The organism is Amycolatopsis sp. NPDC058340 (genome assembly GCF_042723975.1).
GTDB lineage: Bacteria > Actinomycetota > Actinomycetes > Mycobacteriales > Pseudonocardiaceae > Amycolatopsis.
Genome location: NZ_JBHXIB010000081.1, coordinates 1 through 24,164 on the forward strand (window position 1 = coordinate 1; position 24,164 = coordinate 24,164).

General features: G+C 70.1%; 25 protein-coding genes. 2 read left to right on the forward strand and 23 right to left on the reverse strand.

Going from position 1 to position 24,164, the window contains the following annotated elements:
• Positions 1-537 precede the first annotated feature (537 nt).
• The 12 genes from metK to pyrR form a co-directional block, all read right to left on the reverse strand.
• Positions 538-1,740, reverse strand: a complete 1,203-nt coding sequence (gene metK / locus ACFWIW_RS40540) for a methionine adenosyltransferase (protein ID WP_378373364.1) — start codon at positions 1,738-1,740, stop codon at positions 538-540.
• 96 nt (positions 1,741-1,836) lie between these two features.
• Positions 1,837-3,057, reverse strand: a complete 1,221-nt coding sequence (coaBC, locus tag ACFWIW_RS40545; RefSeq protein WP_378373351.1) for a bifunctional phosphopantothenoylcysteine decarboxylase/phosphopantothenate--cysteine ligase CoaBC — start codon at positions 3,055-3,057, stop codon at positions 1,837-1,839.
• A 164-nt stretch (positions 3,058-3,221) separates the two neighbouring features.
• The gene (gene rpoZ, locus ACFWIW_RS40550; protein WP_005152353.1) at positions 3,222-3,491 is read right to left on the reverse strand and encodes a DNA-directed RNA polymerase subunit omega; all 270 of its coding nucleotides are present in this window, start codon (positions 3,489-3,491) and stop codon (positions 3,222-3,224) included.
• A gap of 23 nt (positions 3,492-3,514) precedes the next feature.
• Entirely contained in the window at positions 3,515-4,144 is a 630-nt protein-coding gene (gmk, locus tag ACFWIW_RS40555; protein ID WP_378373352.1) for a guanylate kinase, read from the reverse strand.
• Entirely contained in the window at positions 4,141-4,458 is a 318-nt protein-coding gene (mihF, locus tag ACFWIW_RS40560) for an integration host factor, actinobacterial type (protein ID WP_003096398.1), read from the reverse strand. Before mihF ends, gmk begins: the two co-directional genes overlap by 4 nt.
• A 107-nt stretch (positions 4,459-4,565) precedes the next feature.
• Positions 4,566-5,405, reverse strand: coding sequence for an orotidine-5'-phosphate decarboxylase (pyrF, locus tag ACFWIW_RS40565; RefSeq protein ID WP_378373353.1), 840 nt, complete (start codon positions 5,403-5,405; stop codon positions 4,566-4,568).
• Positions 5,402-8,716, reverse strand: a complete 3,315-nt coding sequence (gene carB, locus ACFWIW_RS40570; protein WP_378373354.1) for a carbamoyl-phosphate synthase large subunit — start codon at positions 8,714-8,716, stop codon at positions 5,402-5,404. Before carB ends, pyrF begins: the two co-directional genes overlap by 4 nt.
• Before the next feature lie 2 nt (positions 8,717-8,718).
• Positions 8,719-9,852 (reverse strand): glutamine-hydrolyzing carbamoyl-phosphate synthase small subunit, encoded by a 1,134-nt coding sequence (gene carA, locus ACFWIW_RS40575; RefSeq protein WP_378373355.1) that lies wholly within the window; start codon positions 9,850-9,852, stop codon positions 8,719-8,721.
• Positions 9,852-10,361, reverse strand: coding sequence for a transporter (locus ACFWIW_RS40580; RefSeq protein WP_378373356.1), 510 nt, complete (start codon positions 10,359-10,361; stop codon positions 9,852-9,854). Before ACFWIW_RS40580 ends, carA begins: the two co-directional genes overlap by 1 nt.
• Positions 10,358-11,650 carry a dihydroorotase gene (locus tag ACFWIW_RS40585; protein WP_378373357.1) on the reverse strand — a complete coding sequence of 431 codons (1,293 nt, stop codon included), beginning with the start codon at positions 11,648-11,650 and terminating at the stop codon, positions 10,358-10,360. Before ACFWIW_RS40585 ends, ACFWIW_RS40580 begins: the two co-directional genes overlap by 4 nt.
• A complete protein-coding gene (locus ACFWIW_RS40590; protein WP_034311667.1) occupies positions 11,647-12,579 on the reverse strand; it encodes an aspartate carbamoyltransferase catalytic subunit in 933 nt (310 codons plus the stop codon). Before ACFWIW_RS40590 ends, ACFWIW_RS40585 begins: the two co-directional genes overlap by 4 nt.
• On the reverse strand, positions 12,576-13,172 hold the full coding sequence (gene pyrR, locus ACFWIW_RS40595; RefSeq protein ID WP_240597444.1) for a bifunctional pyr operon transcriptional regulator/uracil phosphoribosyltransferase PyrR: 597 nt from the start codon (positions 13,170-13,172) through the stop codon (positions 12,576-12,578). The genes ACFWIW_RS40590 and pyrR overlap by 4 nt, the downstream gene beginning before the upstream one ends.
• Positions 13,173-13,432: 260 nt before the next feature.
• On the opposite strand from pyrR, the gene ACFWIW_RS40600 reads away from it, so the two are divergent.
• Positions 13,433-13,921 (forward strand): transcriptional regulator, encoded by a 489-nt coding sequence (locus ACFWIW_RS40600; protein ID WP_003096372.1) that lies wholly within the window; start codon positions 13,433-13,435, stop codon positions 13,919-13,921.
• 109 nt (positions 13,922-14,030) lie between these two features.
• Here the strand turns inward: ACFWIW_RS40600 and nusB are convergent, their stop codons facing one another.
• From nusB to ACFWIW_RS40615, 3 genes are read right to left on the reverse strand one after another with little or no spacing between them, the layout of a single operon-like run.
• A complete protein-coding gene (gene nusB, locus ACFWIW_RS40605) occupies positions 14,031-14,495 on the reverse strand; it encodes a transcription antitermination factor NusB (RefSeq protein WP_063274190.1) in 465 nt (154 codons plus the stop codon).
• Positions 14,495-15,058, reverse strand: coding sequence for an elongation factor P (gene efp, locus ACFWIW_RS40610; RefSeq protein WP_240597445.1), 564 nt, complete (start codon positions 15,056-15,058; stop codon positions 14,495-14,497). Before efp ends, nusB begins: the two co-directional genes overlap by 1 nt.
• Positions 15,059-15,096: 38 nt before the next feature.
• Positions 15,097-16,188 carry a Xaa-Pro peptidase family protein gene (locus ACFWIW_RS40615; RefSeq protein WP_240597447.1) on the reverse strand — a complete coding sequence of 364 codons (1,092 nt, stop codon included), beginning with the start codon at positions 16,186-16,188 and terminating at the stop codon, positions 15,097-15,099.
• 305 nt (positions 16,189-16,493) lie between these two features.
• Here ACFWIW_RS40615 and ACFWIW_RS40620 point away from each other — a divergent pair, with 305 nt between their 5' ends.
• A complete protein-coding gene (locus tag ACFWIW_RS40620; RefSeq protein ID WP_378373365.1) occupies positions 16,494-16,913 on the forward strand; it encodes a B-4DMT family transporter in 420 nt (139 codons plus the stop codon).
• Here the strand turns inward: ACFWIW_RS40620 and ACFWIW_RS40625 are convergent.
• Genes ACFWIW_RS40625 through ACFWIW_RS40660 form a run of 8 tightly spaced genes read right to left on the reverse strand, consistent with a single transcriptional unit; the run spans position 16,868 to position 23,656 of the window.
• Positions 16,868-18,352, reverse strand: a complete 1,485-nt coding sequence (locus ACFWIW_RS40625) for a beta-xylosidase (protein ID WP_378373366.1) — start codon at positions 18,350-18,352, stop codon at positions 16,868-16,870. The genes ACFWIW_RS40620 and ACFWIW_RS40625 overlap by 46 nt on opposite strands.
• Positions 18,353-18,412: 60 nt before the next feature.
• Entirely contained in the window at positions 18,413-19,339 is a 927-nt protein-coding gene (locus tag ACFWIW_RS40630) for a GNAT family N-acetyltransferase (RefSeq protein WP_378373358.1), read from the reverse strand.
• Positions 19,336-19,767, reverse strand: a complete 432-nt coding sequence (gene aroQ, locus ACFWIW_RS40635) for a type II 3-dehydroquinate dehydratase (protein ID WP_378373359.1) — start codon at positions 19,765-19,767, stop codon at positions 19,336-19,338. The genes ACFWIW_RS40630 and aroQ overlap by 4 nt, the downstream gene beginning before the upstream one ends.
• Positions 19,764-20,873, reverse strand: coding sequence for a 3-dehydroquinate synthase (aroB, locus tag ACFWIW_RS40640; RefSeq protein ID WP_034311646.1), 1,110 nt, complete (start codon positions 20,871-20,873; stop codon positions 19,764-19,766). Before aroB ends, aroQ begins: the two co-directional genes overlap by 4 nt.
• An 8-nt stretch (positions 20,874-20,881) precedes the next feature.
• On the reverse strand, positions 20,882-21,304 hold the full coding sequence (locus ACFWIW_RS40645; RefSeq protein ID WP_378373360.1) for a hypothetical protein: 423 nt from the start codon (positions 21,302-21,304) through the stop codon (positions 20,882-20,884).
• Complete coding sequence (locus ACFWIW_RS40650; RefSeq protein WP_378373361.1) at positions 21,301-21,825, reverse strand: shikimate kinase; 525 nt, start codon at positions 21,823-21,825, stop codon at positions 21,301-21,303. Before ACFWIW_RS40650 ends, ACFWIW_RS40645 begins: the two co-directional genes overlap by 4 nt.
• Positions 21,822-23,009, reverse strand: a complete 1,188-nt coding sequence (aroC, locus tag ACFWIW_RS40655) for a chorismate synthase (RefSeq protein WP_378373362.1) — start codon at positions 23,007-23,009, stop codon at positions 21,822-21,824. Before aroC ends, ACFWIW_RS40650 begins: the two co-directional genes overlap by 4 nt.
• A gap of 35 nt (positions 23,010-23,044) precedes the next feature.
• Positions 23,045-23,656, reverse strand: coding sequence for a prepilin peptidase (locus ACFWIW_RS40660; RefSeq protein WP_378373363.1), 612 nt, complete (start codon positions 23,654-23,656; stop codon positions 23,045-23,047).
• Positions 23,657-24,164: the final 508 nt, after the last annotated feature.

The window sequence follows — 24,164 nt, forward strand, 5'->3', positions numbered from 1 at the left end:
TTGTAGCGGGACCGCGAGGCGGGCGCGGGGGCCGCGCCGCTCGTGTCATGAGGGGTCCTTTAGTTTCTATTTTGCTTGTTCGGGCCGGGTTCTTCGCACGCGCTGCTGGAGCCATCTCGCTGTGGAGTGCCGTGAAGGCCTCCTTCAGGGACCCAGAGTCCCTCAAGGAGGCCTTCACGGACCAGGCAATGCCCCGTTCGCCCCAGGTGTATCAACAGTCACAACAGCCGCGCGTGAAGGCCCTCCCGAGTACATGAAGGACCCCTTCCTTGCGCCTAGGTACAGGAAGGGGTCCTTCATGTACCTAGGCAAGCGGAGACGCGCCAGCACCACGCAGGCCGGGTCTCAAACTGGCGGCCTCGCGTGGTTGAAGGGAGGACACGTGTGATCCGGCGGACGACACGCGTGACTGGATGGACGACACACGCGCAACCGGGCTCCGACCCGACTCACACCTGGCCACTCAGGCCGCACACGCCGTGAGGGCCTCCTTCCTTACCCTCAAGGTAGGCAAGGAGGCCCTCACGGAACGACGGATCAGGCGCCCGCGGCCGACTTCAGGTCCGCGGCCCGCGCCGTGTTCTCCCACGGGAGAGACAGCTCAGGACGGCCGAAGTGGCCGTACGCGGCCGTCGGCGCGTAGATCGGGCGAAGCAGGTCGAGATCGCGGATGATCGCGGCCGGGCGCAGGTCGAAGACCTCCGTGATGGCGGCCTGGATCTTCGACGGGTCGACCGTCTCGGTGCCGAAGGTCTCGACGAAGAGGCCCACCGGGGCCGCCTTGCCGATCGCGTAGGCGACCTGGACCTCGGCGCGGGCGGCGAGCCCGGCGGCGACGACGTTCTTCGCCACCCAGCGCATCGCGTACGCGGCCGAGCGGTCCACCTTGGAGGGGTCCTTGCCCGAGAACGCGCCACCACCGTGGCGGGCCATGCCGCCGTAGGTGTCGACGATGATCTTGCGGCCGGTCAGGCCCGCGTCACCCATCGGGCCGCCGATGACGAACCGGCCGGTCGGGTTGACGAGCAGCCGCACGTCGGAGGTGTCGAGCCCGAGCTCGGCGATCTCCGGGGCGACCACGTGCTCGCGGACGTCGACGCCGAGCATCTGCTCCAGGTCGATGCCGTCAGCGTGCTGGGTGGAGACGACCACCGTGTCGAGCCGCACCGGCTGGTCGCCGGCGTACTCGATGGTGACCTGGGTCTTGCCGTCCGGGCGCAGGTACGGCAGCACGCCGTCCTTGCGGACCCGGGTCAGCCGCTGCGAGAGCCGGTGCGCCAGCGCGATCGGCAGCGGCATCAGCTCGGGGGTGTCCGAGCAGGCGTAGCCGAACATCAGGCCCTGGTCGCCCGCGCCCTGGCGGTTGATCTCGTCCTCGTCGGACTCCACGCGGGATTCGTACGCGGTGTCGACACCCTGCGCGATGTCCGGCGACTGGGAGCCGATCGCGACGTTGACGCCGCACGAGTTGCCGTCGAAACCCTTGGCCGAAGAGTCGTAGCCGATCTTCAGGATCACGTCGCGGACGATGGTCGGGATGTCCGCGTAGGCCTCGGTGGTCACCTCGCCGGCGACGTGCACCTGTCCGGTGGTGATGAGGGTTTCGACCGCCACCCGGCTGCGCGGGTCCTTGGCCAGCAGGCCGTCCAGGATCGAGTCGCTGATGGCATCGCAAATTTTGTCGGGATGACCCTCAGTCACCGATTCCGATGTGAACAGTCTGCTCGTGGACGCGGTCACGGTGCCCGTCACTCCCTCACCTAGACGTCTGATGCCTAGAAAGTTAGGCACCCCTCAGCTTGAACTCAAGCCTACTGACTATCGCTTTGGGGGCTCTCAACGCTTCATCAAGGTCACAACAGCATCCCACAATGTGGACGCCAGTTCGGCCTTGGCGCCGAGCGGGATCGGGATTTCGGTGCCGTCGGCCCCGAGCAGCCAGCCCGAGTTGTCTTCGGTCCCGAAGGCCTTCCCTTCACCGACGGCGTTCACCACCAGCAGATCCGCGCCCTTGCGCTTGAGTTTGACCCTGGCGTGGTCGAGGACGCCACCCTTATCGTCCCCTGTTTCGGCGGCGAACCCGACGACCACCTGGCCAGGGGCCCGGTTCCGCACCAGCTCGGCGAGGATGTCCGCGTTGCGCGCGAGCTCGACGACGGGATCGGGCGCGTCGTCGGACTTCTTGATCTTGTGATCGGCCCGGTTCGAGGGCCGGAAGTCGGCGACGGCGGCGGCCATCACGAGCACGTCGGCGGAGGCCGCCTCGACGTGCATGGCCTGGCGCATCTCCTCGGCGGTCGACACGTGGACGACCTTCGCGCCCGCGGGCTCCGGCAGCGCGACGGTGTGCGCGGTGACCAGGGTGACCTCGGCGCCACGCTGGGCGGCGACGCGGGCCAGCGCGTACCCCTGCTTGCCCGAGGAGCGGTTGCCCAGATACCGGACCGGGTCCAGCGGCTCACGGGTGCCGCCCGCGGAGATCGCCACGCGCACGCCTTCGAGGTCGCGCGGGAGGGCGTTCGGCACGGCGAGCAGGAGCCGGGCGAGGTCGACGATCTCGGCGGGGTCGGCGAGCCGTCCCTTGCCGGTGTCCTTGCCGGTGAGCCTGCCGGCGGCGGGTTCGGCGACGACCAGGCCGCGCGACCGCAGCAGGGCCACGTTGTCGCGGGTGGCCGGGTGCTCCCACATCTCGGTGTGCATCGCCGGGAAGAAGGCGACCGGGCACCGGGCGGTGAGCAGGGTGTTCGTCAGCAGGTCGTCCGCGATGCCGTGCGCGGCCTTGGCGAGCAGGTTCGCCGTGGCGGGCACGACGATCACCAGGTCGGCTTCCTTGCCGACGCGGACGTGCTGGACCTCGGGCACTTCGGTGAACACGCCGGTGTGCACCGGGTTCCCGGAGAGTGCCTCGAAGGTGGCCGCGCCGACGAAGTTCAGCGCGGCTTCGGTGGGGACCACGCGGACGTCGTGACCGGATTCGGTCAGTCCGCGCAGGACCTCACAGGCCTTGTAGGCGGCGATCCCGCCGCCCACGCCCAGAACGATCTTGGGTTTACTCAACGGTGTTCTCGGCGGTTCCGCGCGGCACCGCGATCGGGCTGCCAGGGCATGTCACTTCCACGACCTCGCTCACGCTGATCAACGCCCTGCCATCCCGATAGCGGGGACCTTCGGCCAGGCCGCGCCCTACTGTCGCCTTGACAGCCGCCGTGGCCATCGAGGTCTTACTCGCCCTCGGTGTGCTCGAGCAGGCCGCCGTGGATCTCGCGCAGGGCGATGGACAGCGGCTTCTCGCGCGGGCCCGGCTCGACCAGCGGGCCGACGTACTCCAGCAGACCCTCGCCCAGCTGGGCGTAGTAGTCGTTGATCTGGCGAGCGCGCTTGGCCGAGTAGATCACCAGCGCGTACTTCGAGCTGACCTTCTCGAGGAGGTCGTCGATGGGCGGGTTGGTGATGCCTTCGAGCTCTTCGTGCAGCGTGGCCTGAGTCGTCACTCGTGGTGCTCCGAATCTTCGGTCTAGTTGTCGCCGGTTATCAAGTTTAGCAACTGCTCGGCGGCCTCTCGCACGTCGGCGTTGACGACGCGCTCGTCGAACTCCCCGGCGGCGGCGAGTTCGCGTTCGGCCTCGGCGAGCCTGGCCTTCACGGCGGCTTCGTTCTCGGTGCCGCGGCCGGTCAGCCTGCCGACCAGTTCTTCCCACGACGGCGGCATCAGCATCACCAGCCGGGCCTCCGGCATCGCCTTGCGGACCTGCCGCGCGCCCTGGAGTTCGATCTCCAGTATCGCGTTGCGGCCTTCGGCGAGCACCCGCTCGACGGGCCCGCGCGGGGTGCCGTAGCAGTTGCCCGCGAACTCGGCGTGTTCGAGCAGTTCGCCGTCGGCGACCATGCGGTCGAACTCGGCCCGGTCGATGAAGTGGTAGTGCTCGCCGTCCACCTCACCCGGCCTCGGCTTCCTGGTGGTCACCGAGACGCTGAAATAGATCTCCGGATCCAGCTTGCGCAGCTCCTTGGCCACGCTCGACTTCCCGACCCCCGAAGGCCCTGAGACGACCGTGAGCCGGTGCCGGGATTCGACTCCCGCCACCGGCTCACCGCCGCGGTCAGCGCCCGGGTTCACCGGGTGGTCCTGACCGGTGCCGCTCACTCGCCGCTGAATTCGGCCAGCAGCGCCTTGCGCTGCCGGTCGCCGAGGCCGCGAAGACGACGGCTGGGTGCGATCTCCAGTCGTTCCATGGTCTGCTGGGCACGGACCTTGCCGACGCCCGGAAGAGCCTCGAGCAGAGCCGAGACCTTCATCTTGCCGAGGACTTCGTTCTCCTCGGCCTGCTTCAACACGTCGACCAGAGTGGTACCGCCCCGCTTCAGCCGCTCCTTCAGCTCAGCACGGATGCGGCGGGCGGCGGCGGCCTTCTCCAGCGCCGCAGCGCGCTGTTCCTCTGTCAGCTGGGGAAGTGCCACGTTTTCCTCCGGTAGTTCTCAAATCTGGGTGGGTGTGGCGACGGTACCCACCCGTTACCTCGGGCCACAATGCGGGGGTGGCTGGTCATGACGGATTCCCGGGCCTGCTATTGGCCTTTTTCCAGGGGACCGAGGGAATCCCGGGTCCGCCGAACGGCCGCACGCAACGCCTCCGGGTCCGGTCCGTGCTTGAGGACGTCACGGGAGGACGCCGGGAGCACACCCTGGAGTCCTGGGCCGAAAAGGCCCCGAAGATCGGCCACGGTGGCTCCCTGGGCCCCGAAACCTGGCGCCAGGATCGGACCGTTCAGCTTGCTCAGGTCGAGCTCCCCCGGCGCGATGGTGGCGCCGACGACGACACCGATGTCACCGAGGGGGCCGACGCCCGCGTTGTACGCGGCCGCCGTGTCGACGATGTCCTGCGCGACGGTCTTTCCGTTGGGCAGCAAGGCGTTCTGCAATCCCTGCGCCTCCGGGTTGGAGGTGCGCGCGAGGACGATCAGCCCCTTGCCCTGCGCCCGCGCGACCTCGATCGCGGGGGCCAGCGAACCGAATCCGAGGTACGGCGACACCGTGATGGCGTCCGCCTCGAGTTCCGCGCCGTCGGGCAGGAACGCCGCCGTGTACGCCGCCATCGTCGAGCCGATGTCGCCGCGTTTGACGTCCAGCAGGACGAGCGCGCCCGCTTCCCGGCACACCTTCATCGTCTTGGCCAGAACAGCGACCCCAGGAGGCCCGTAGGCCTCGAAAAAGGCCGACTGGGGTTTGATCACCGCGACCTCGGGCGCGAGCGTCTCAGCGGCCGTGAGGGCGAACTTCTCCAAACCGCTCGCGTCCGCGGGGAGACCCCACGCCTCAAGCAACCCGGGATGGGGGTCGATCCCGGCGCAGAGCGGTCCCTTCTCGGCGACCGCCCGCGCCAGCCTCGCCCCGAACCGCTCGCTCATGCCTTGGCCTTCAGCGCCGCCTGCAGGCTCTGCAGCGACCGCACGCCGATGTCGCCCTTGATGACGGCCTCGATCCCGTGCACGGCCGCCGCCGCGCCCTGCACCGTGGTGATGCAGGGGATGTCCCGCGACACCGCGGCGGTGCGGATCTCGTAACCGTCGATACGGGGACCGCTGTTGCCGTATGGGGTGTTGATCACCATCTGCACCTCGCCGCTGAGGATGACGTCGACGACGTTCTGTTCGCCTTCAGCGGAACCTTCGTAGTGCTTGCGCACGACGGTGCAGGCGATCCCGTTGCGCCGCAACACTTCCGCGGTACCCGACGTGGCGAGGATCTCGAAGCCGAGATCCGCCAGCCGCTTCACCGGGAACACCAGCGAACGCTTGTCGCGGTTGGCGACCGAGACGAACACCTTGCCCGACGTCGGCAGCGAACCGTAGGCACCGGCCTGCGACTTGGCGAACGCCTTGCCGAAGGAGACGTCCACGCCCATGACCTCGCCGGTGGACTTCATCTCCGGGCCGAGCAGCGAGTCGACGCCGTGGCCCTCGGGGGTGCGGAAGCGGTGGAACGGCAGGACCGCCTCCTTGACCGCGACCGGCGAATCGGCGGGCAGGTGGCCGCCGTCGCCCTCGGCCGGGAGGACGCCGGACTCGCGCAGATCCTTGATCGACGAACCGGTCATGATCAGCGCCGCGGCCTTCGCCAGCGGCACCGCGGTCGCCTTCGACACGAACGGCACGGTCCGCGACGCGCGCGGGTTGGCCTCCAGGACGTACAGGACGTCGTCCTTGAGCGCGTACTGGACGTTCAGGAGGCCACGGACGCCGACGCCGCGCGCGATGGCCTCGGTCGAGCGGCGCACCGTCTCGATGTCGGTCCGGCCCAGCGTGATCGGCGGCAGCGCGCACGAGGAGTCGCCGGAGTGGATCCCCGCCTCCTCGATGTGCTCCATGACGCCGCCGAGGAAGAGCTCGTCGCCGTCGAACAGCGCGTCGACGTCGATCTCGATGGCGTCGTCGAGGAACCGGTCCACCAGCACCGGGTGCTCGGGGGTGACCTCGGTGGCGCGGTGGATGTACCCGGCGAGGGACTCCTCGTCGTAGACGATCTCCATGCCGCGCCCGCCGAGCACGTAGGACGGCCGCACGAGGACCGGGTAGCCGATCTGGTCGGCGATCCGCTTCGCGCCCTCGAACGAGGTCGCCGTGCCGTACTTCGGCGCGGGCAGCCCGGCGTCGGTGAGGACCTCGCCGAACGCGCCGCGGTCCTCGGCGAGGTGGATCGCGTCCGGGGAGGTGCCGATCACCGGCACACCGGCGTCGGCGAGGCGCTTCGCGAGCGAGAGCGGGGTCTGGCCGCCCAGCTGCACGATCACCCCGGCGACGGTGCCCGACTCCTGCTCCGCGTTGACCACTTCGAGGACGTCCTCGAACGACAGCGGCTCGAAGTAGAGCCGGTCCGAGGTGTCGTAGTCGGTGGAGACGGTCTCGGGGTTGCAGTTGACCATGACGGCCTCGAAACCGGCCTCGCGCAGGGCGATCGCGGCGTGCACGCACGAGTAGTCGAACTCGATGCCCTGCCCGATGCGGTTCGGCCCGGAGCCGAGGATCAGGACCTTCGGCTTCTCGGTCTGCGCGGTGATCTCCGACTGCGCCGCGGGGTCGGTCTCGTAGGCCGAGTAGTGGTACGGCGTCTTGGCGGCGAACTCGGCCGCGCAGGTGTCGACGGTCTTGTACACCGGCCGCACCCCGAGACGGCGGCGCAGCGCGCGGACACCGTCCTCCCCGGCCAGTTCCGGCCGCAGCGAGGCGATCTGGCGGTCGGAGAGGCCGATCCGCTTGGCGCGCCGCAGCAGCGGCTCATCGAGCACCTGGGCGTCGCGGACCTCGGCGCCGACCTCGCCGATGAGGGCGATCTGGTCGATGAACCACGGGTCGATCCCCGACGCCTCGTGCACCTGCTGGACGGTGGCGCCGAACCGCAGCGCCCGCTCGACCTCGTAGAGCCGGCCGTCGTGCGGCGTGCGCAGCGCCTCCAGGACGGACTCCAGCGTGACGCCCTCGGGGTCGGGGCGGGTCCAGAAGCCGGTGGCCTTGGTGTCGATGGACCGCAGCGCCTTGCCGAGCGCTTCGGGGAAGCTGCGGCCGAAGGACATCGCCTCGCCGACGCTCTTCATCGTGGTGGTGAGCGTCGGATCCGCGCCGGGGAACTTCTCGAAGGCGAACCGCGGCACCTTCACCACGACGTAGTCCAGCGTCGGCTCGAAGGCCGCCGGGGTCTCGCCGGTGATGTCGTTGCGGATCTCGTCGAGGGTGTAGCCGATGGCGAGTTTCGCGGCGATCTTGGCGATCGGGAAACCGGTCGCCTTCGACGCCAGCGCGCTGGAGCGGGACACGCGCGGGTTCATCTCGATGACGACCATGCGGCCGTCCTCTGGGTTGATCGCGAACTGGATGTTGCAGCCGCCGGTGTCGACGCCGACCTCGCGCAGCACCGCGATACCGACGTCGCGCATGTGCTGGTACTCGCGGTCGGTCAGGGTCATCGCGGGCGCGACGGTGACGGAGTCGCCGGTGTGCACGCCCATCGCGTCGATGTTCTCGATCGAGCAGACGACCACCACGTTGTCGTGCCGGTCGCGCATGAGCTCGAGCTCGAACTCCTTCCAGCCGAGGACGCTCTCCTCGATGAGCACCTCGGTGACCGGGGACTCGGTGAGCCCGGTGGAGGCGAGGCGCTCCAGCTCCTCGTCGGTGTGCGCCATGCCCGAGCCGAGCCCGCCCATGGTGAAGGACGGCCGGATGACCACCGGGAGGCCGACCTCGGCGACGGTCGCGCGGACCTCGTCCATGTCGTGGCAGACCCGCGAACGCGGCACCTCGCCGCCGATGGTGCGGACGATGTCCTTGAACTTCTGCCGGTCCTCGCCGCGCTGGATGGCGTCGACGTCGGCGCCGATCAGCTCGACGCCGTACTTCTCCAGGACACCGCGCTCGTGCAGGGCGACCGCGCAGTTCAGCGCCGTCTGCCCGCCGAGGGTCGCGAGGATCGCGTCGGGACGCTCCTCGGCGATGACCTTCTCGACGAATTCCGGCGTGACCGGCTCGATGTAGGTGGCGTCGGCGAACTCGGGGTCGGTCATGATGGTCGCCGGGTTCGAGTTCACCAGCGAGACGCGCAGTCCCTCTTCGCGGAGTACGCGGCAGGCCTGGGTGCCGGAGTAGTCGAACTCCGCCGCCTGGCCGATCACGATCGGCCCGGAGCCGATCACCAGCACGTGCTGGATGTCTGTCCTCTTCGGCATTACTAGGCCTTCTTCTCCATCAAAGCGACGAACTCATCGAACAGGGGGGCCGCGTCGTGCGGGCCGGCGGCGGCCTCGGGGTGGTACTGCACCGAGAACGCGGGGACGTCGAACGCGCGGACACCTTCGACGGTGTCGTCGTTCGGGCAGTAGTGCGAGATCTGCGCGGCGCCGAACGGCGACTCGAAGCGCTGGCCCGGCTCGCCTTCGAGGGCGAAACCGTGGTTCTGCGCGGTGATCGCGACGCGTTTGGTGGCCACGTCGATCACCGGGATGTTGATGCCACGGTGGCCGTAACGCATCTTGTAGGTGCCCAGCCCCAGCGCGCGGCCGAGGATCTGGTTGCCGAAGCAGATGCCGAAGAGCGGGATTTCCCGCTGCAGCACCGATTTCGTCAGCTCCGTGGCGTGCGCGGTGGTCGCCGGGTCGCCGGGACCGTTGGACAGGAACACCCCGTCGGGCTCGACGGCGAGCAGATCGTCCACAGTGGACGACGAGGGCAGCACGTGCACCTCGATGCCGCGCGCGGCCATCAGGCGCGGGGTGTTCGACTTGATGCCCAGGTCCAGCGCGGCGACGCGGAACTTCCGCTCTCCCTGCGCCTCGACGACGTACGTCTGCTTCGTGCTGACCTCGCCGGCGAGGTCAGCACCCTTCATCTGCGGGCTCGCCTGCACCTGCGCGAGCATCTCCTCGTCGGAGCCCAGCGCGTCGCCCGAGAAGACGCCGGACCGCATGGCGCCCTGCTCGCGCAGGTGCCGGGTCAGCGTGCGGGTGTCCACCTCGGAGATCCCGACGACGCCCTGGCGCTCCAGTTCCTCGTCCAGCGTGCGCTTCGAGCGCCAGTTGGACGGGGTGCGCGCGGGGTCGCGGACGACGTAGCCCGAGACCCAGATGCGCGAGGACTCGTCGTCCTCGTCGTTCCAGCCGGTGTTGCCGATCTGCGGCGCGGTCTGGACCACGATCTGCCGGTGGTAGGAGGGGTCGGTCAGCGTCTCCTGGTAGCCGGTCATGCCGGTGCAGAACACCGCCTCACCCAGGCTCCGGCCGCGGGCGCCGTACGCGGAGCCGCGGAAAACCCTGCCGTCCTCCAGGACCAGCGCTGCGGGGGTCCTGGAACCGTTCGCGGTGCTCATCAGGCACCTCCCTTGATGTCGTTGTGAGTGTCTTGCAAAGCTTCGATCCACTGTGGATAGTCGTCGACGTCGTCGCCGCGGAATCCGGTGTCCAGCTCGACGTCACCGGCCAGCCAGGTGATGACGAGCAGCGCGTCGATGCCCATCACCTTCCCGGCCATCCCCTTGTCCTTGCGGACGCCGGTGACCGAGTCGCGCGGGATCCAGAAGTCCGGGGCGCCGCCGCGCTCGATGGCGATGCCGTCTTCGTGCAGGCGCCACACCGCGCCGGTGCGCAGGCCGGCGCCGCGGGTGACGACGCGGTCCTGCCAGTGCCCGGCGGTCGTCGTGCTGACGTAGAGGCCGGTCGATTCGAGCGACGCCTCGCCGGGTTCGGCGGGGATCTCCGGGAACGGCGGCACCTGGACGCTCTGCGCCCGTGACTTCCGCCGCCAGCCGCGCCACATCAGGAACACGCAGAACAGGAAGAAGGCGAAGACCGCCAGGGTCAGCAGAATCCGGTCGCTCATTGCGCGATCTTCCCTTCCCGCGCGGTGATCCGCCCGCGCAGCAACGTCGCCGTCACCACGCCGGGGAGCCGCATTCCTTCGTACGGGGTGTTGGCCGCGATACTCGCGAACTCGGCCCCTCGCACGGTCCATTCGGTGTCCGGGTCCACCAGCGTCAGGTTGGCGGGTTCGCCGACCTCGATCGGGCGGCCGTGGTCGGTCAGGTTGCCGATCTCGGCGGGCCGCTCGCTCATCACCCGCGCGACGCCCCGCCAGTCCAGCAGACCGGTGCGGACCATGGTCTCGACCACGATCGACAGCGCGGTCTGCAGGCCGAGCATGCCGGGCCGGGCCTGGCTCCACTCGCAGTCCTTGTCCTGGACCGCGTGCGGCGCGTGGTCGGTGGCGACGCAGTCGATGACGCCCTCGGCCAGCGCGGCGCGCAGCTTCTCGGCGTCGGACTCCGTGCGCAGCGGCGGGTTGACCTTGTTGACCGGGTCGTAGGTGGCGAGCCGCTCGTCGGTCAGCAGCAGATGGTGCGGGGTGACCTCGGCCGAGACCTTGGTGCCGCGGTCCTTTGCCCATTTGAGGATGTCCGCGGTACCCGAGGTCGAAACGTGGCAGACGTGCAGCCGCGCGTTCGCGTGCTCGGCGAGCAGGCAGTCACGGGCCACGATCGACTCCTCCGCCGAGGCGGGCCAGCCGGTGTAGCCCAGGCGCGCGGCCTGCTCGCCTTCGTGCGCTTGCGCGCCGACGGTCAGCCGCGGCTCCTCGGCGTGCTGGGCGATGACCACGCCCAGCGCCGTCGAGTACTCCAGCGCGCGGCGCATGAGCAGCGGATCCGCGACGCAGAGTCCGTCGTCGGAGAAGACCTTCACCCGGGCTTCGGACTTCGCCATGGTCCCCAGTTCGGCGAGCTTCTCGCCCTTGAGGCCCACGGTGACCGCGCCGACCGGGTGCACGTCGACCAGCCCGGCCTCCTGGCCGCGGCGCCACACGTGGTCGACGATCACCGCGTTGTCGGCCACCGGATCGGTGTTGGCCATGGCGAACACCGCGGTGTAGCCGCCGAGCGCCGCCGCGGCCGAGCCGGTGGCGATGGTCTCGGTGTCCTCGCGGCCGGGTTCGCGCAGGTGGGTGTGGAGGTCGACGAAACCGGGGAGCAGCACCTGGCCGCCCGCGTCGATCACCTCGGCGTCTTCGGGGACGTCAAGGGCACCGATGTCGGTGATGACCCCGTCCTCGACGAGCACGTCGACCGGGTCGCCCTCGCCGTAGGGTCGGGCGCCCTTGATCAGGACGGTGGTCACGCGGCGGCTCCTTCGCTGGCGAGCAGGTGGTAGAGGACCGCCATGCGCACGTGGACGCCGTTGCGGACCTGTTCGGTGATGGCCGAGGCCGGGGAGTCGGCGACCGCCGAGGCGATCTCCATCCCGCGCAGCATCGGGCCGGGGTGCAGGACGACGGCGTGCTCGGGCAGCAGCTTCATCCGGCGTTCGTTGAGGCCGTAGGCGATCGAGTACTCACGCGCCGAGGGGAAGAAGCCCCCGTGCATTCGCTCCGCCTGGACCCGCAGCATCATGACCGCGTCGAGCGCGGGCAGTTCGGCGTCGAGTTCGTGCGACACCGTGACCGGCAGGCTTTCCACGCCGGCGGGCAGCAGCGTCGGCGGCGCGACGAGCACCACCTCCGCGCCCAAGGAGGACAGCAGGTGGATGTTCGACCGCGCGACCCGGCTGTGCAGGACGTCGCCGACGATCCCGATGCGGCGGCCCTCGAAGGAACCGAGGCGCTCCCGCAGCGTCGCCGCGTCGAGCAGCGCCTGCGTCGGATGCTCGTGGGTGCCGTCCCCGGCGTTGACGACCGCCGTCCCCGCTTCGGCGAGCCAGCCCGAAAGGCGCTGCGCCGCACCGGAGGCGGGGTGCCGGATGATCACGCAGTCGGCGCCGGCCGCGGCGAGCGTCAGCGCGGTGTCCCGCAGCGATTCGCCCTTGTTGACCGAGGAACTGGAGGCGGAGACGTTGATCACGTCGGCGCTCATCCACTTCCCCGCGATCTCGAACGAGACGCGGGTGCGGGTCGAGTTCTCGTAGAACAGCGTGATGACGGTGCGGCCGCGCAACGTCGGCAGTTTGCGGACCTCGCGGCCCAGCAAGGTGTGCTTGAGCTCTTCCGCGGTGTCCAGCACGGCTGTCGCGAGCGCCGGGTCGAGCCCGTCGGTGGCGAGCAGGTGCTTCACGATCGATCTCCTTCTGGTTGCGCGCGAAGCAGAACCGTGTCCCGTCCGTCCACTTCGGACAGCAGGACCTCGATCCCCTCGGCGCGCGAGGTGGGCACGTTCTTGCCCACGTAGTCGGCGCGGATCGGCAGTTCGCGGTGGCCGCGGTCGACCAGCACGGCCAGCTGGACCGCGCGCGGGCGGCCGTGGTCGCGCAGGGCGTCGAGGGCGGCGCGGATGGTGCGGCCGGAGAACAGCACGTCGTCGACCAGGATCACCACCGCGTCGTCGATACCGGTCGGCGGCAGCTGCGAATGTTCGAGCGCGCGGGGCGGGCGGCGGCGGAGATCATCGCGGTAGAGCGTGATGTCCAGCGCGCCGGTCGGCGGACGGATGCCGGAGAACTCGGCGATCTTGTCCGCGAGCCGCAGGGCGAGCGGGGTTCCCCTGGTGGGGATGCCCAGCAACACGGGCGGGTTCGAGCCACCGGCACCGAGAGCGGTCTTCTCGATGACCTGGTGGGCCATTCGGGCGATCGTGCGCGCGACATCGCCGGACGAGAGCAGCTCGCGCTCTCCCGCCGGTTCCGCCGCGCCACGCGGGCGTGACGACAAGGCGGACCTCCTTCCCCGCCTCTCTGGACGGGTCCTTAAAGGACGTCGACTTCCTGCGTAGCGAGGAAATCTCCCCGACACTAGCAGGAGCGATCGCTCATTCTTACGAGTGGCGCGCCCCAGGTGACGAAGGCCTCTCGAAAGCACCCGCTTGACCTGGTGACAACTATGCGTAACCATTACTCTCAGTATTCGACTCTAGGAGTCCCCTGGATCGGTCACCCCGACCGGTTGGGGGTGAGGAAACGGAGAACCACCAGATGGGCGATTACGCCAAGGCGCTCGGGGCCAAGCTCCGCGGGATCCGCCAGCAGCAGGGCCTGTCCCTGCACGGGGTCGAGCAGAAGTCCGGAGGCCGCTGGAAGGCCGTCGTCGTCGGTTCGTACGAGCGCGGCGACCGCGCCGTCACCGTGCAGAAGCTCGCCGAGCTCGCCGATTTCTACGGCGTGCCGGTGGTCGAGCTGCTGCCGGAGGGCCGGGTGCCGTCGGGCGCCGAGCCCGCCACGAAGATCGTCATCAACCTGGAGCGTCTCCAGCAGCTCCCGGCGGAGAAGGTCGGGCCGCTCGCCCGCTACGCCGCCACCATCCAGAGCCAGCGCGGCGACTACAACGGCAAGGTGCTCTCCATCCGCACCGAGGACCTGCGTTCGCTGGCGATCATCTACGACATGACCCCCGGCGAGCTCACCGAGCAGCTGATCGACTGGGGTGTGCTGCCGCCCGAGGCTCGACCGTCCAAAGAGGACTAGAGATGGCGACGTTTTCGGTCCGGGGGGACCGGAAACGCCAACCGGCACCACCGAGCACGAGAACGGGCCGTGCCCTCCGCAGAGGACACGGCCCGTCGCAGTACGTCTTCTAGAGGACCGCGCGCAGCCGGTCGGCGATCGTGCCGATCCGGCCGAGCACGCCGTTCACGAACCGCGGCGAATCGTCGGTCGACAGTTCCTTCGCCAGCCCGACGGCCTCGTCGATGGCGACCGGGTCCGGCACGTCCTCGGCCCACAGCAGCTCGTAGACGCCGACCCGCAGCACCGCCAGGTCCACCGGCGGCATCCGGTCCAGCGTCCAGCCCTGAGCGTGCTCGGAGAGCAGCTCGTCGATCTGGGTCTTGCGGCCGGTGACGCCCTCGACCAGCGAGATCGTGTAGTCCGCGATCGGGTCGACCTCGACCGAACCGACCCGGTCCGCCAGCAGCGTCACCGCGTCGGCACCGCGCTGGGCGGCCTCGTACATCATCTCGACGGCCCGCTTGCGGGCCTGACGACGGCTGATCGGCCCGCCGCGGTTCGGCGACTTGCCGGATTTGGCTGAGTCGGCCATCAGCTGGAAACGCGGCCAAGGTAGCGGCCGTCACGGGTGTCGACCTTGATCTTCTCGCCGGTGGTGAGGAACAGCGGCACCTGGATCTCGGCGCCGGTCTCCAGAGTGGCGGGCTTGGTGCCACCGGTGGAGCGGTCGCCCTGCAGGCCGGGGTCGGTGTGCTGGACGACGAGCTCGACCGAGGTCGGCAGCTCGATGTACAGCGGCGTGCCGTCGTGCACCGCGACCTGGACCTCGAAGTTCTCGAGCAGGTAGTTCGCGTTGTCGCCGACGGTCTCGGCCAGCACGGTGATCTGGTCGTAGGTCTCCGCGTCCATGAACACGAAGTCCGCGCCGTCCTTGTACAGGTACGTCATGTTGCGGCGGTCGACGGTGGCCGTGTCGACCTTCGTCCCCGCGTTGAAGGTCTTGTCGACGACCTTGCCGGTGAGCACGTGCTTGAGCGTGGTGCGGACGAACGCGCCGCCCTTGCCCGGCTTGACGTGCTGGAACGCGGTGACGGTCCAGAGCTGGCCGTCGAGGTTGAGGACGAGCCCGTTCTTCAGGTCGTTGGTGGTGGCCACGAGTGTGCAGTCTCCTGTGTCGATCTTCCGGGCCGTCGTCAGACGACCACGAGTTCCTTGGTGCTCAGCGTGAGGAGTTCGGGCGTACCTTCCCGCACGACCAGCGTGTCCTCGATGCGCACGCCTCCGCGTCCGGGCAGATACACACCAGGCTCGACGGTGACGGCCATACCGGCGGACAGTGTACCGACGCCGGTGGTGGCGAGGCTGGGCGCCTCGTGCACCTGCAGTCCGACGCCGTGGCCGAGGCCGTGGCCGAACTCCTCGCCGCGCCCCGCGTCGACGATCACGCCACGGGCCGCTTTGTCCACTTCGGACACTTCGGCACCGGGCAGGACGGCGTCGCAGCCCGCCGCCTGCGCGCGCTGGACCAGCTCGTAGATCTCCTCCTGCCAGGCCGCGGGCTTGCCGAGGACGAACGTGCGGGTCATGTCGGAGTGGTAGCCGTCGACCGTGGCACCGAAGTCGATCTTGACGAAGTCCCCGGTCGCCAGCACGGCCGAGGTGGGCCGGTGGTGCGGGATCGCGGAGTTGGCGCCCGCCGCGACGATGGTGTCGAACGAGGGCCCGGTCGAGCCGTGGCCGAGCATGCGGTTCTCGAGGTCACGGGCGACGTCGAGCTCGGTGCGGCCGGGGCGGAGCCCGCCGGCGGACACCAGGTCCTCCAGCGCCCTGTCCGCCGCCGCGCACGCCTGGCGCAGCGCCTCGATCTCCTGCTCGTCCTTGACCAGCCGCAGCTGCTCGACGAGACCGGGCGTCCGGACCAGCTCGACGCGGTCGAAGCGGACCTTGAGCTCCTCGTGCTGCTCGACACTCACGTGCTGGCTCTCGAAGCCGGTCTTGCCGAGCTTCTTCCCCGCCGCCAGATCGGCCAGCTTCGCCGCGCTCGCGCGGTCCAGCACCCGTTCGAGATCGGGGACCTCCGTCGCCGACTGGACCTGGTAACGGCCGTCGGTGCAGAAGATCGTCTTGTCGTCGCCGCTCCCGTGGACGAGGAGAGCGGCGTTGGACCCGGTGAAGCCGGTCAGGTACCTGATGTTGAGCAGGTCCGTGACCAGCAGCGCGTCCACCCCGGAGTCGGCCAGCAGGGAACGCAGCGCCGCGCGGCGGCGAGAGAAGTATTCACGCACGTCATGGAGTTTAGGGGGTGGGCCGCCGGTGGCACGCGTTTCGTCGCCGCCCAAGTCCGTGAAGGCCTCCTTGAGGGACTCTGGGTCTCTCAAGGAGGCCTTCACGGACTTGGCGATCGCCACCACGGACTCAGCTGTCCCAGCAGTCACAGCCCTGTCGTGAGGGCCTCCTTCCCTACCCTGACAGTAGGGAAGGAGGCCCTCACGGACCTTCCACCGGCTCTCAGGGCCGCGGAGGGGCGTGACTGTCGCTACTGGCGAGTTAAACTCCCCCAATGGCACCGTGGCTGACTCGTGGACTCGTGATGGCGCTGCTGCACGGCGCGGCCGTCACCGTGCTGGCCAAGTACGAGGTCTTCAACCCCACCGACAAGACGCTCGTCACCTCCCTCGCCCTCGCCGTCCTGGTCGGCGCGGCGGCGGGCTGGGGTGCCGTGGACGCCTGGCAGGGCAAACCCGAACGCGGCAAGAACTGGTTCATCGCGGCGCTGATCGCCGGACCGGTCTCGGGCGTGCTGTACGTGATCGGGCGCGCGGTGTTCGTCGACCAGACCGGCGCTTCGGAGCTCGGCGGCGCGCTCACCGGCGGCGCCGCCTTCTCGGCCCTGCTGGTGCTCATCCCGGCCGGGCTCGGCCTGTTCGTCGGTGGCCGCATCACCAAGACCGGCGGCGACGAGGATCAGCCGGCGAGCGAGAAACCGGCCGGGAAACCGTCCCAGGCCTGATCGCTGATCTCTTCGACGGTCGAGTCGTTCAGCGCCGCCGTCCCCGCGTCCGGCACCGCGTACAGCTTGCCGTCGAGCACCACACCGAACCCTCGGCCGGGCGCGTGCACCGTCTTCGCCCCGGCGCTCAGCCGCGCGGCCTGCGGGAACTTGTCGACGACCTTGAGCCGCTGGTCCAGCACCTCACCCGCGAGCGTCGCCGCCACCGAGCGCCGGTCGACCCGCACCAGTGTGCCGTCGGCCACCAGGTCGATGGTCCGCTGCGGCGACGGCATCGCGACGCCTTCGAACGAGGTCCGGACGCGGGCGTCGCCGTCGCAGGCCCGCGAACCGCGGACGTCCAGGCCGAAATGCTTGAGGTCGGTCGGCGCCCCCGCGCCGCCGACGACGGTGGCGCGGACGACGTCGAACGGGACCCGATCGCAGACGTCGCCCGACGAGAGCGGCGCGTGCCCGTCGGGCCGCCGGACCAGGCCGGGGCCTTCCTTCCAGGCGCCGGGGATGAGCGACGGCCGGTACGGCTGCGCGGTGAAGTCCCTGGTCCAGAAGGTGAGCGTGGTACCGGCGTCGGTCTCGTGCGCGATCACGAAGGCGTCGAGCGCACCGACCCACATGAGGTCGGTGCTGAATCCGTCGACCAGCGAGCGGGTGCGCGGCGAGATCGTGGTGGGCTTGGCGACGAAGCCCTGCTCCCCCAGCGTCTCCACGCCCCGGGTGAACGCCGCGTCCCTCGCGCGGAGCAGGAACTGCCCGGCGCCGTTCCACCCCGCGGCCTTGGCCGTGGTGTCGGTGAAGAGCACGTAGAACCAGCCGTCGAGGTACACCGCCGAGGGCTGGCCGGCGCCGTAGACGTTGGCACGGTGGACGTCGTGCGCCGGTCCGATGATCGGCTGCCCGCCCGCCGCACGGGTCCAGTTGAGCCCGTCGGGGCTGGTCGCGAGGCCGATCGAGTTGCCGAGGGCGTGATCGCCCGCCGCGCCGGTGTAATACATGTAGTAGGTCGAGCCGACCTTGATCACCGACGGGTCGCAGGTGTGCATCCCGTCGAAACCGCCGGGCGCGCCGGAGAACACCGCGGCCGGGCCACCGCCGGACGGGCCGGTGAAGGGTCCGTCGAGCGAGGGCGACTGCGCGTAGAGGACGTCGTCACCGGGCGGCTGGGCGCTGCCGTACTGGCTGCACCACCACATCTTGAGCTTGCCGCCGTCCCGCATCACGGTCGGGCTGTAGTTGTAGACCGCGTCCTGGTCGCCCGCGGCGATCACGCCGCCACTGGCCCGGGGATCGCTCGTCGCGAGCTCGACGTCCATCGGCCGCGGCTTTTCCTTCGGCGCCTGCTGGGCGCCGCCGATCCCGCCGCCCTTGCCGTCGGCCTGGGACTGCACGTTCCCGTCGCTGCACGCCACGAGGACCGCGCCCGCCGCTACGACGGCCACCACGGCACGGGCGGGTCGCCGACCCCCACGAAAAAGGCGCATGATGGCCGAGTGTAGCGAGGCTTAACCCGGCCGGGTGACGTCAGTACCCGGGAGGGCGACCAATTCCACTTCGAAGCCATCGGCGTTTTCGAGGTAGGCGGCGTAGTGATGGTCACCGCCCGCATTCGGATACCGGTCCGCGAACATCGGCGACCAGCCGTGTTCGACGGCCTCCGAAGCCAGTTCGTCCACCCGATCGCGTGACTCGACGTGCAGGGCGAGGTGGTTCAGGCCCGGCGCGGTGCGGTCGTGCTTTTCCCCGCTGAGCGCCGGAGAACGTTCGACGACCAAGTAGGTCGCGCCGTGCTTCCAGCTGACCCCGGCGGGCCAGCGCTGGAATTCACGCCAGCCGAGTTCGCCCAGCAGCCAGCCCCAGCTCTCCTCGGCGCGGCCGAGATCGGGCACCCACAGTTCGATGTGGTGCGCGCGGCCGTGCTCCGACGGCAACGCGACGAAGACGCGATGTGGCCCGCTGCCGTAGTGGTCACCGCCACCGACATCGAGGAAACCCAAGCGCCGCACCAGGTTCTGACTGGCCACATTGGACTCCCCGACCAGCGCCCACACCGAGGACAGGCCAAGCCCGACGAGCCCGTGCTCCAGCAGTGCCTTCGCGGCCTCGGTCGCCAGACCCTGCCCGCCGTGCGCCCGTGACAGGTAGTACCCGAGTTCCGGAACGTCACCGGGAAGCTCCTGCGAAGGCCGCAGATGCGCGAGCCCGATCACCTTTCCGTCGCGTTCGATCGCCCAGTGCCCCATGCCCGCCGGGCCGTCGTAGGACAGCCTGCGGCCGACCATTTCGCGGACGCGGTCCGGCTCGGTGAGCGGCACCGCGAAATGCGCGCTCATCGCCGGGTCGGCGAAGAGCTCGACGATCGCCTCGGTGTCGGCCTCGGTCAGCGCGCGCAGCCGCAGTCTCGCGGTCTCCAGCGAGGGCGGGTCGTTCATGCCGCGTTCGCGGCCATCCAGCGCAGGGCCAGCGGGTATCCGTCGACCCCGAGTCCGGCGATCACCGCGGTCGCGATATCCGACAGCACGCTGTGGTGCCGGAACTGCTCGCGTTTGTGCACGTTGGAGATGTGCAGTTCGATCAGCGGCGCCGTGAGCTGGGCGGCGGCGTCGCGGACGGCGATCGAGTAGTGCGTCCACGCGGCGGCGTTGAGCACGACCGGCCAGCCCGCGTCGGCGGCTTCGTGCAGCCAGCCGACCATCTCGCCCTCGTGGTCGGTCTGCCGGACCTCGACGTCGATCCCCAGCTCCTTGCCGGTTTCGACGCAGGTGGCGGCCAGATCCGCGTGCGTGGCCGAACCGTAGATCCCGGGCTCGCGCAGGCCGAGCCTGCCGAGGTTGGGACCGTTGAGGACGAGCACCTTCACAGCAGCACGCTCCCGCCCGGTTTGGGGGCCTCGCCCGCCACCACCGAGTACGCCGCGGCGAGCAGCGACGGGTCCGGGCCTTCCAGCCTGCCGGGTTTCGCGAGCCCGTCGAGGACGACGAAGCGCAGCACGCCCGAACGGGTCTTCTTGTCGCCCTTCATCGTCTCCAGCAGCTGCGGGAGCGCGTCGGGGTCGTAGGTGGTCGGCAGGCCCAGCAGTTTGAGCACCTTCGAGTGCCGCTCGGCGGTGGCGTCGTCGAGACGGCCTGCCAGCCGCGCGAGCTCGGCGGCGAACACCAGCCCGACACTGACCGCCGCGCCGTGACGCCACCGGTATCGCTCACGGCGTTCGATGGCGTGGGCGAGCGTGTGCCCGTAGTTGAGGATCTCGCGCAGATCCGATTCGCGCAGATCCGCGGCGACGACGTCGGCCTTGACCTGGATCGAGCGGCGGACCAGCTCCCCGAGGACCTCGCCGGTGGTGTCCAGCGCCGCGGCGGGATCCTGCTCGACGAGCTCGACGATGCGCGGGTCGGCGATGAACCCGGCCTTGACCACCTCGGCCATTCCGGCGACGAGTTCGTTGGGGGGCAACGTTTCCAGCGTCGCGAGGTCGACAAGGACCGCGCTCGGCTCGTGGAAGACGCCGACCAGGTTCTTGCCGGCCTCGGTGTTGATACCGGTCTTGCCGCCGAGAGAGGCGTCGACCATGCCCAGCAGCGTGGTGGGCACGTTGACCAGCCGGACGCCGCGCATCCAGGTGGCGGCGACGAATCCGGCGAGGTCGGTCACGGCGCCGCCGCCGAGCCCGACGACCACGCCCTGGCGGTCGAGGCCGATCCGGCCGAGGACCTCCCAGCAGAAGCTGGCGACGGTGAGCGCCTTGCCGTCCTCGGCGTCGGGGATCTCGACCCGGTGCGCGTCGATCCCGGCCTCGGCCAGTTCGTCGCGGATGGCCTCGGCGGTGGTCGTCAGCGTCGGCGGGTGGATCAGCGCGACCTTCGAGGCGTCGGCGAGCTGCTCGGTGAGCTCGCCCAGGAGGCCACGGCCGATGACGACGTCGTAGGGCTTGGCGGTGTTGACGGTGATGCGGACCGGCTCGGTCATCGTTCCCCTCACTTCGGCGGAAGCCGCTTGGCCCTCGCGACCTCGCAGGTGATCTTGCCCTTGACCGGGGTGTCCCCCGGGATCTCTTCGGTCACCTTCTGGCCGGGCGTCATCCGGTTCTTCGCGAACAGCGCCTCACCGGAGGCCTTGCCGTCGGCGTCCTTGATCGCGATGGTGACGGCGTACCGCGCGTCTTCCGAGGTGCTGTTGGTGACCTCGATGGTGATCTTCGGGGTGTAGCTGTTGCTGTCGCATTTGGTGACCTTGACGTCGGCCGCGACATCCGCTGCCGGCGCGGCCGACGCGGGTGCGCCGCTGGTGGCCGCTCCGGTCTGGACGACGTCCGCGCCCGCGGGCTGCTTCTCCTCGCCGCACGCGGTCAGAGTCAGGGCCACGACGGCGAGCAGTACGCCGGCGGTGGTGCGTTTCATGCTCGGTCCTTGCTGATCTCGGTCAGCCCGATGAGGGCGGCCTCGACGACCTCGTCGGCGGTCAGGCGGTCGGTCTCGATCTCGAAGGTGGCGACCTCCCGGTACACCGGCAGGCGCGCGTCGAGGAGTGCCTTGTAGGTGGCGCGGGGGTTCACCCCGGCCAGCAGCGGGCGCGCGGTCGAGAGCCCGGCGCGCTGGACGCCCGCGGCCATCCCGACGTTGAGGAAGATCACGGTGTGCCCGGCGAGGCGTTCCCGGGTGCCCGGCGTGATCGGTGCTCCCCCGCCCAGGGAGAGGACGCCTTCGTGCTCGGCCAGCGCCTTCGCCACCATCTCCTCTTCCAGCGCGCGGAAGGCGGGCTCGCCCTCCTCGGCGAAGATGTCGGTGATGGGCTTGCCCGCGCTCGCGACGATGTCGTCGTCGCTGTCGCGGAAGGCGAGACCGAGCCGGGCGGCGAGCGCCGGGCCGACCGTGCTCTTGCCCGAACCCGGCGGCCCGATGATCACCGCGCGAGGAGTCACCAGCGCTCCTCGAGCGCCTTCAGGTAGGCCTCGGCGTTGCGTTTGCCCTCGGCCAGCGAGTCGCCGCCGAACTTCTCCAGCGCGGCGTCCGCGAGCACCAGCGCGACCACCGACTCCAGCACGACCCCGGCGCGGGGTACCGCGCAGACGTCGGAACGCTGGTGGATGGCCACCGCGGGTTCGCCGGTGGTGACATCCACAGTGGACAGTGCTTTGGGGACGGTCGAGATCGGCTTCATGGCGACGCGCACACGCAGCGGCTCGCCGTTGGTGATACCGCCTTCGAGCCCGCCCGCGCGGTTGGACCGGCGGGTCACCCCGACCGGGCCGGTGCCGCGGTCAATCTCGTCGTGGGCCTGGCTGCCCCAGCGCTTCGCCGTGGTGAAGCCGTCGCCGACCTCGACGCCCTTCATCGCCTGGACGCCCATGAGCGCGCCGGCGAGGCGGGCGTCGAGCCTGCGGTCCCAGTGGACGTGCGAACCGAGGCCCGGCGGCAGGCCGTAGGCGATCACCTCGATCACGCCGCCGACGGTGTCACCCGCCTTCCGCACGGCGTCGACCTCGGCGACCATGGCGTCGGTCCCCTCCTTGCCGAAGGCGCGGACCGGGCTCTCGTCGATGGCCGGGAGGTCCGACGGCACCGGCAGCGGCCCCTCGGGCGCCGAGGCACCGCCGATGGACACGACGTGGCTGAGGATCTCGACCCCGAGCAGCTGCTTGAGGTACGCGCGGGCCACCGTGCCGAGCGCCGTGCGGGACGCCGTCTCGCGGGCGCTCGCACGCTCCAGCACCGGACGCGCCTCGGGGAAGCCGTACTTCTGCATACCGGGCAGGTCGGCGTGGCCGGGCCGGGGACGCGTCAGCGGCTCGTTGCGCGCGAGGCCTTCCAGCTCCTCGGCGGGCACGGGATCGGCCGACATGACCTTCTCCCATTTGGGCCACTCGGCGTTCTCGATCTGGACCGCGACGGGGCCACCCTGGGTGAGCCCGTGCCGGACACCGCCGGTGAACTCGATGTGGTCGGTCTCGAAGCCCATCCGGGGGCTGCGGCCGAAACCGAGCCTCCGGCGCGCGAGCTGCTCGCCCACTTCGGCGGTGGTGACCTCGACCCCGGCGGGCATCCCTTCCAGGATGGCGGCGAGGGCGGGTCCGTGCGATTCCCCTGCGGTTATCCAGCGCAACACCTGACAGATCCTGTCACAACCTCCTCTCTGTCCCGTTATCCAGGGCCTGGTCCGGCGAAGACGGCGAGCACCCACGCCGCGACCAGGAGACCGGGCCCGTGCGGCACCGTCGGATGCCGGGGCCCGCCCACCGCCAGCGCCACGCTCAGTAACGCGGCGGCGACGGCGCCGAGCACGATCGACGGCCAGCCCGTCGCGGCGAGGACCGCGCCGAGACTGCCGGCGAGCTTCACGTCCCCGGCGCCGAGCGAGCGCGGCGACACCGCGTGCACGAGCGCGTGCGCCCCGCCGAAGACCAGCGCGCCCAGCACCGCCCGCCACGCGATGGCGGCCCCTCCCCCGTGCGCGGCGATCGCCAGCGCGGCGGCCAGCGCCGGGTACGCGGGCAGGGTGAGGATGTCGGGCAGGCGGCGGTACTTCAGGTCGGCGAGCGCGAGCGGGACCGCGAAGACGGTCAGCACGGCCGGGACCGCGAGCCACCACGACGGCCAGGCTCCCGACTGGCACCTCAGGCAGACCGCGACGAGCGCCGCCGCCGTGAGGGCGGCGGCCCACGCCGTGATCGGCGCTCCGGCCCGGCGCAGGCAGGAGCGCGTGGCGAGCGCCGATCCGGCGCCCGCCACCGCGAAGGCGATCGGCGTGAACACAAGATCAAGAGTGCGTCCGGTGGTTCGCGGGAGGCAAGTTTTTCTTTTCGTGACAGGGACTTTCACGCACTTTCGGCAGGTGGGGCGGGGGTGCGGAAGGTGTGAACGGACCGTTCACGCACGAGAGCGGCGGTGGGGGCTGCGGTGGGGGGCGGCGGTGGAGGGGCCGGGCGCGCGCGGCGGTGGGCTGAAGGGGCCTTTCGCCGCGTCTCATGCGCCGAAGGGAGCTTTCACCACGCGTCTCATGCAGCGAAGGGAGCTTTCACCGCGCGTCTCATGCGGCGAAGGGAACTTTCACCGCGCGTCTCACGCGGCGAAGGGAACTTAGTCGCATGAGATGCGGGGAAAGCTCCCTTCACCCCCTGCAGGAGGCGGCGCCTTAAGGATTGGGCCTTTTTTGAAGGCAAGGCAAAGGGGCACGTTGCGAAAGCCACTTTCGCAACGTTGAAGGTTTGGAAAGTGGGGTTGGCAACCCACGGGGGGGGGGGGTAGGTGGCGTAGGTGGGCC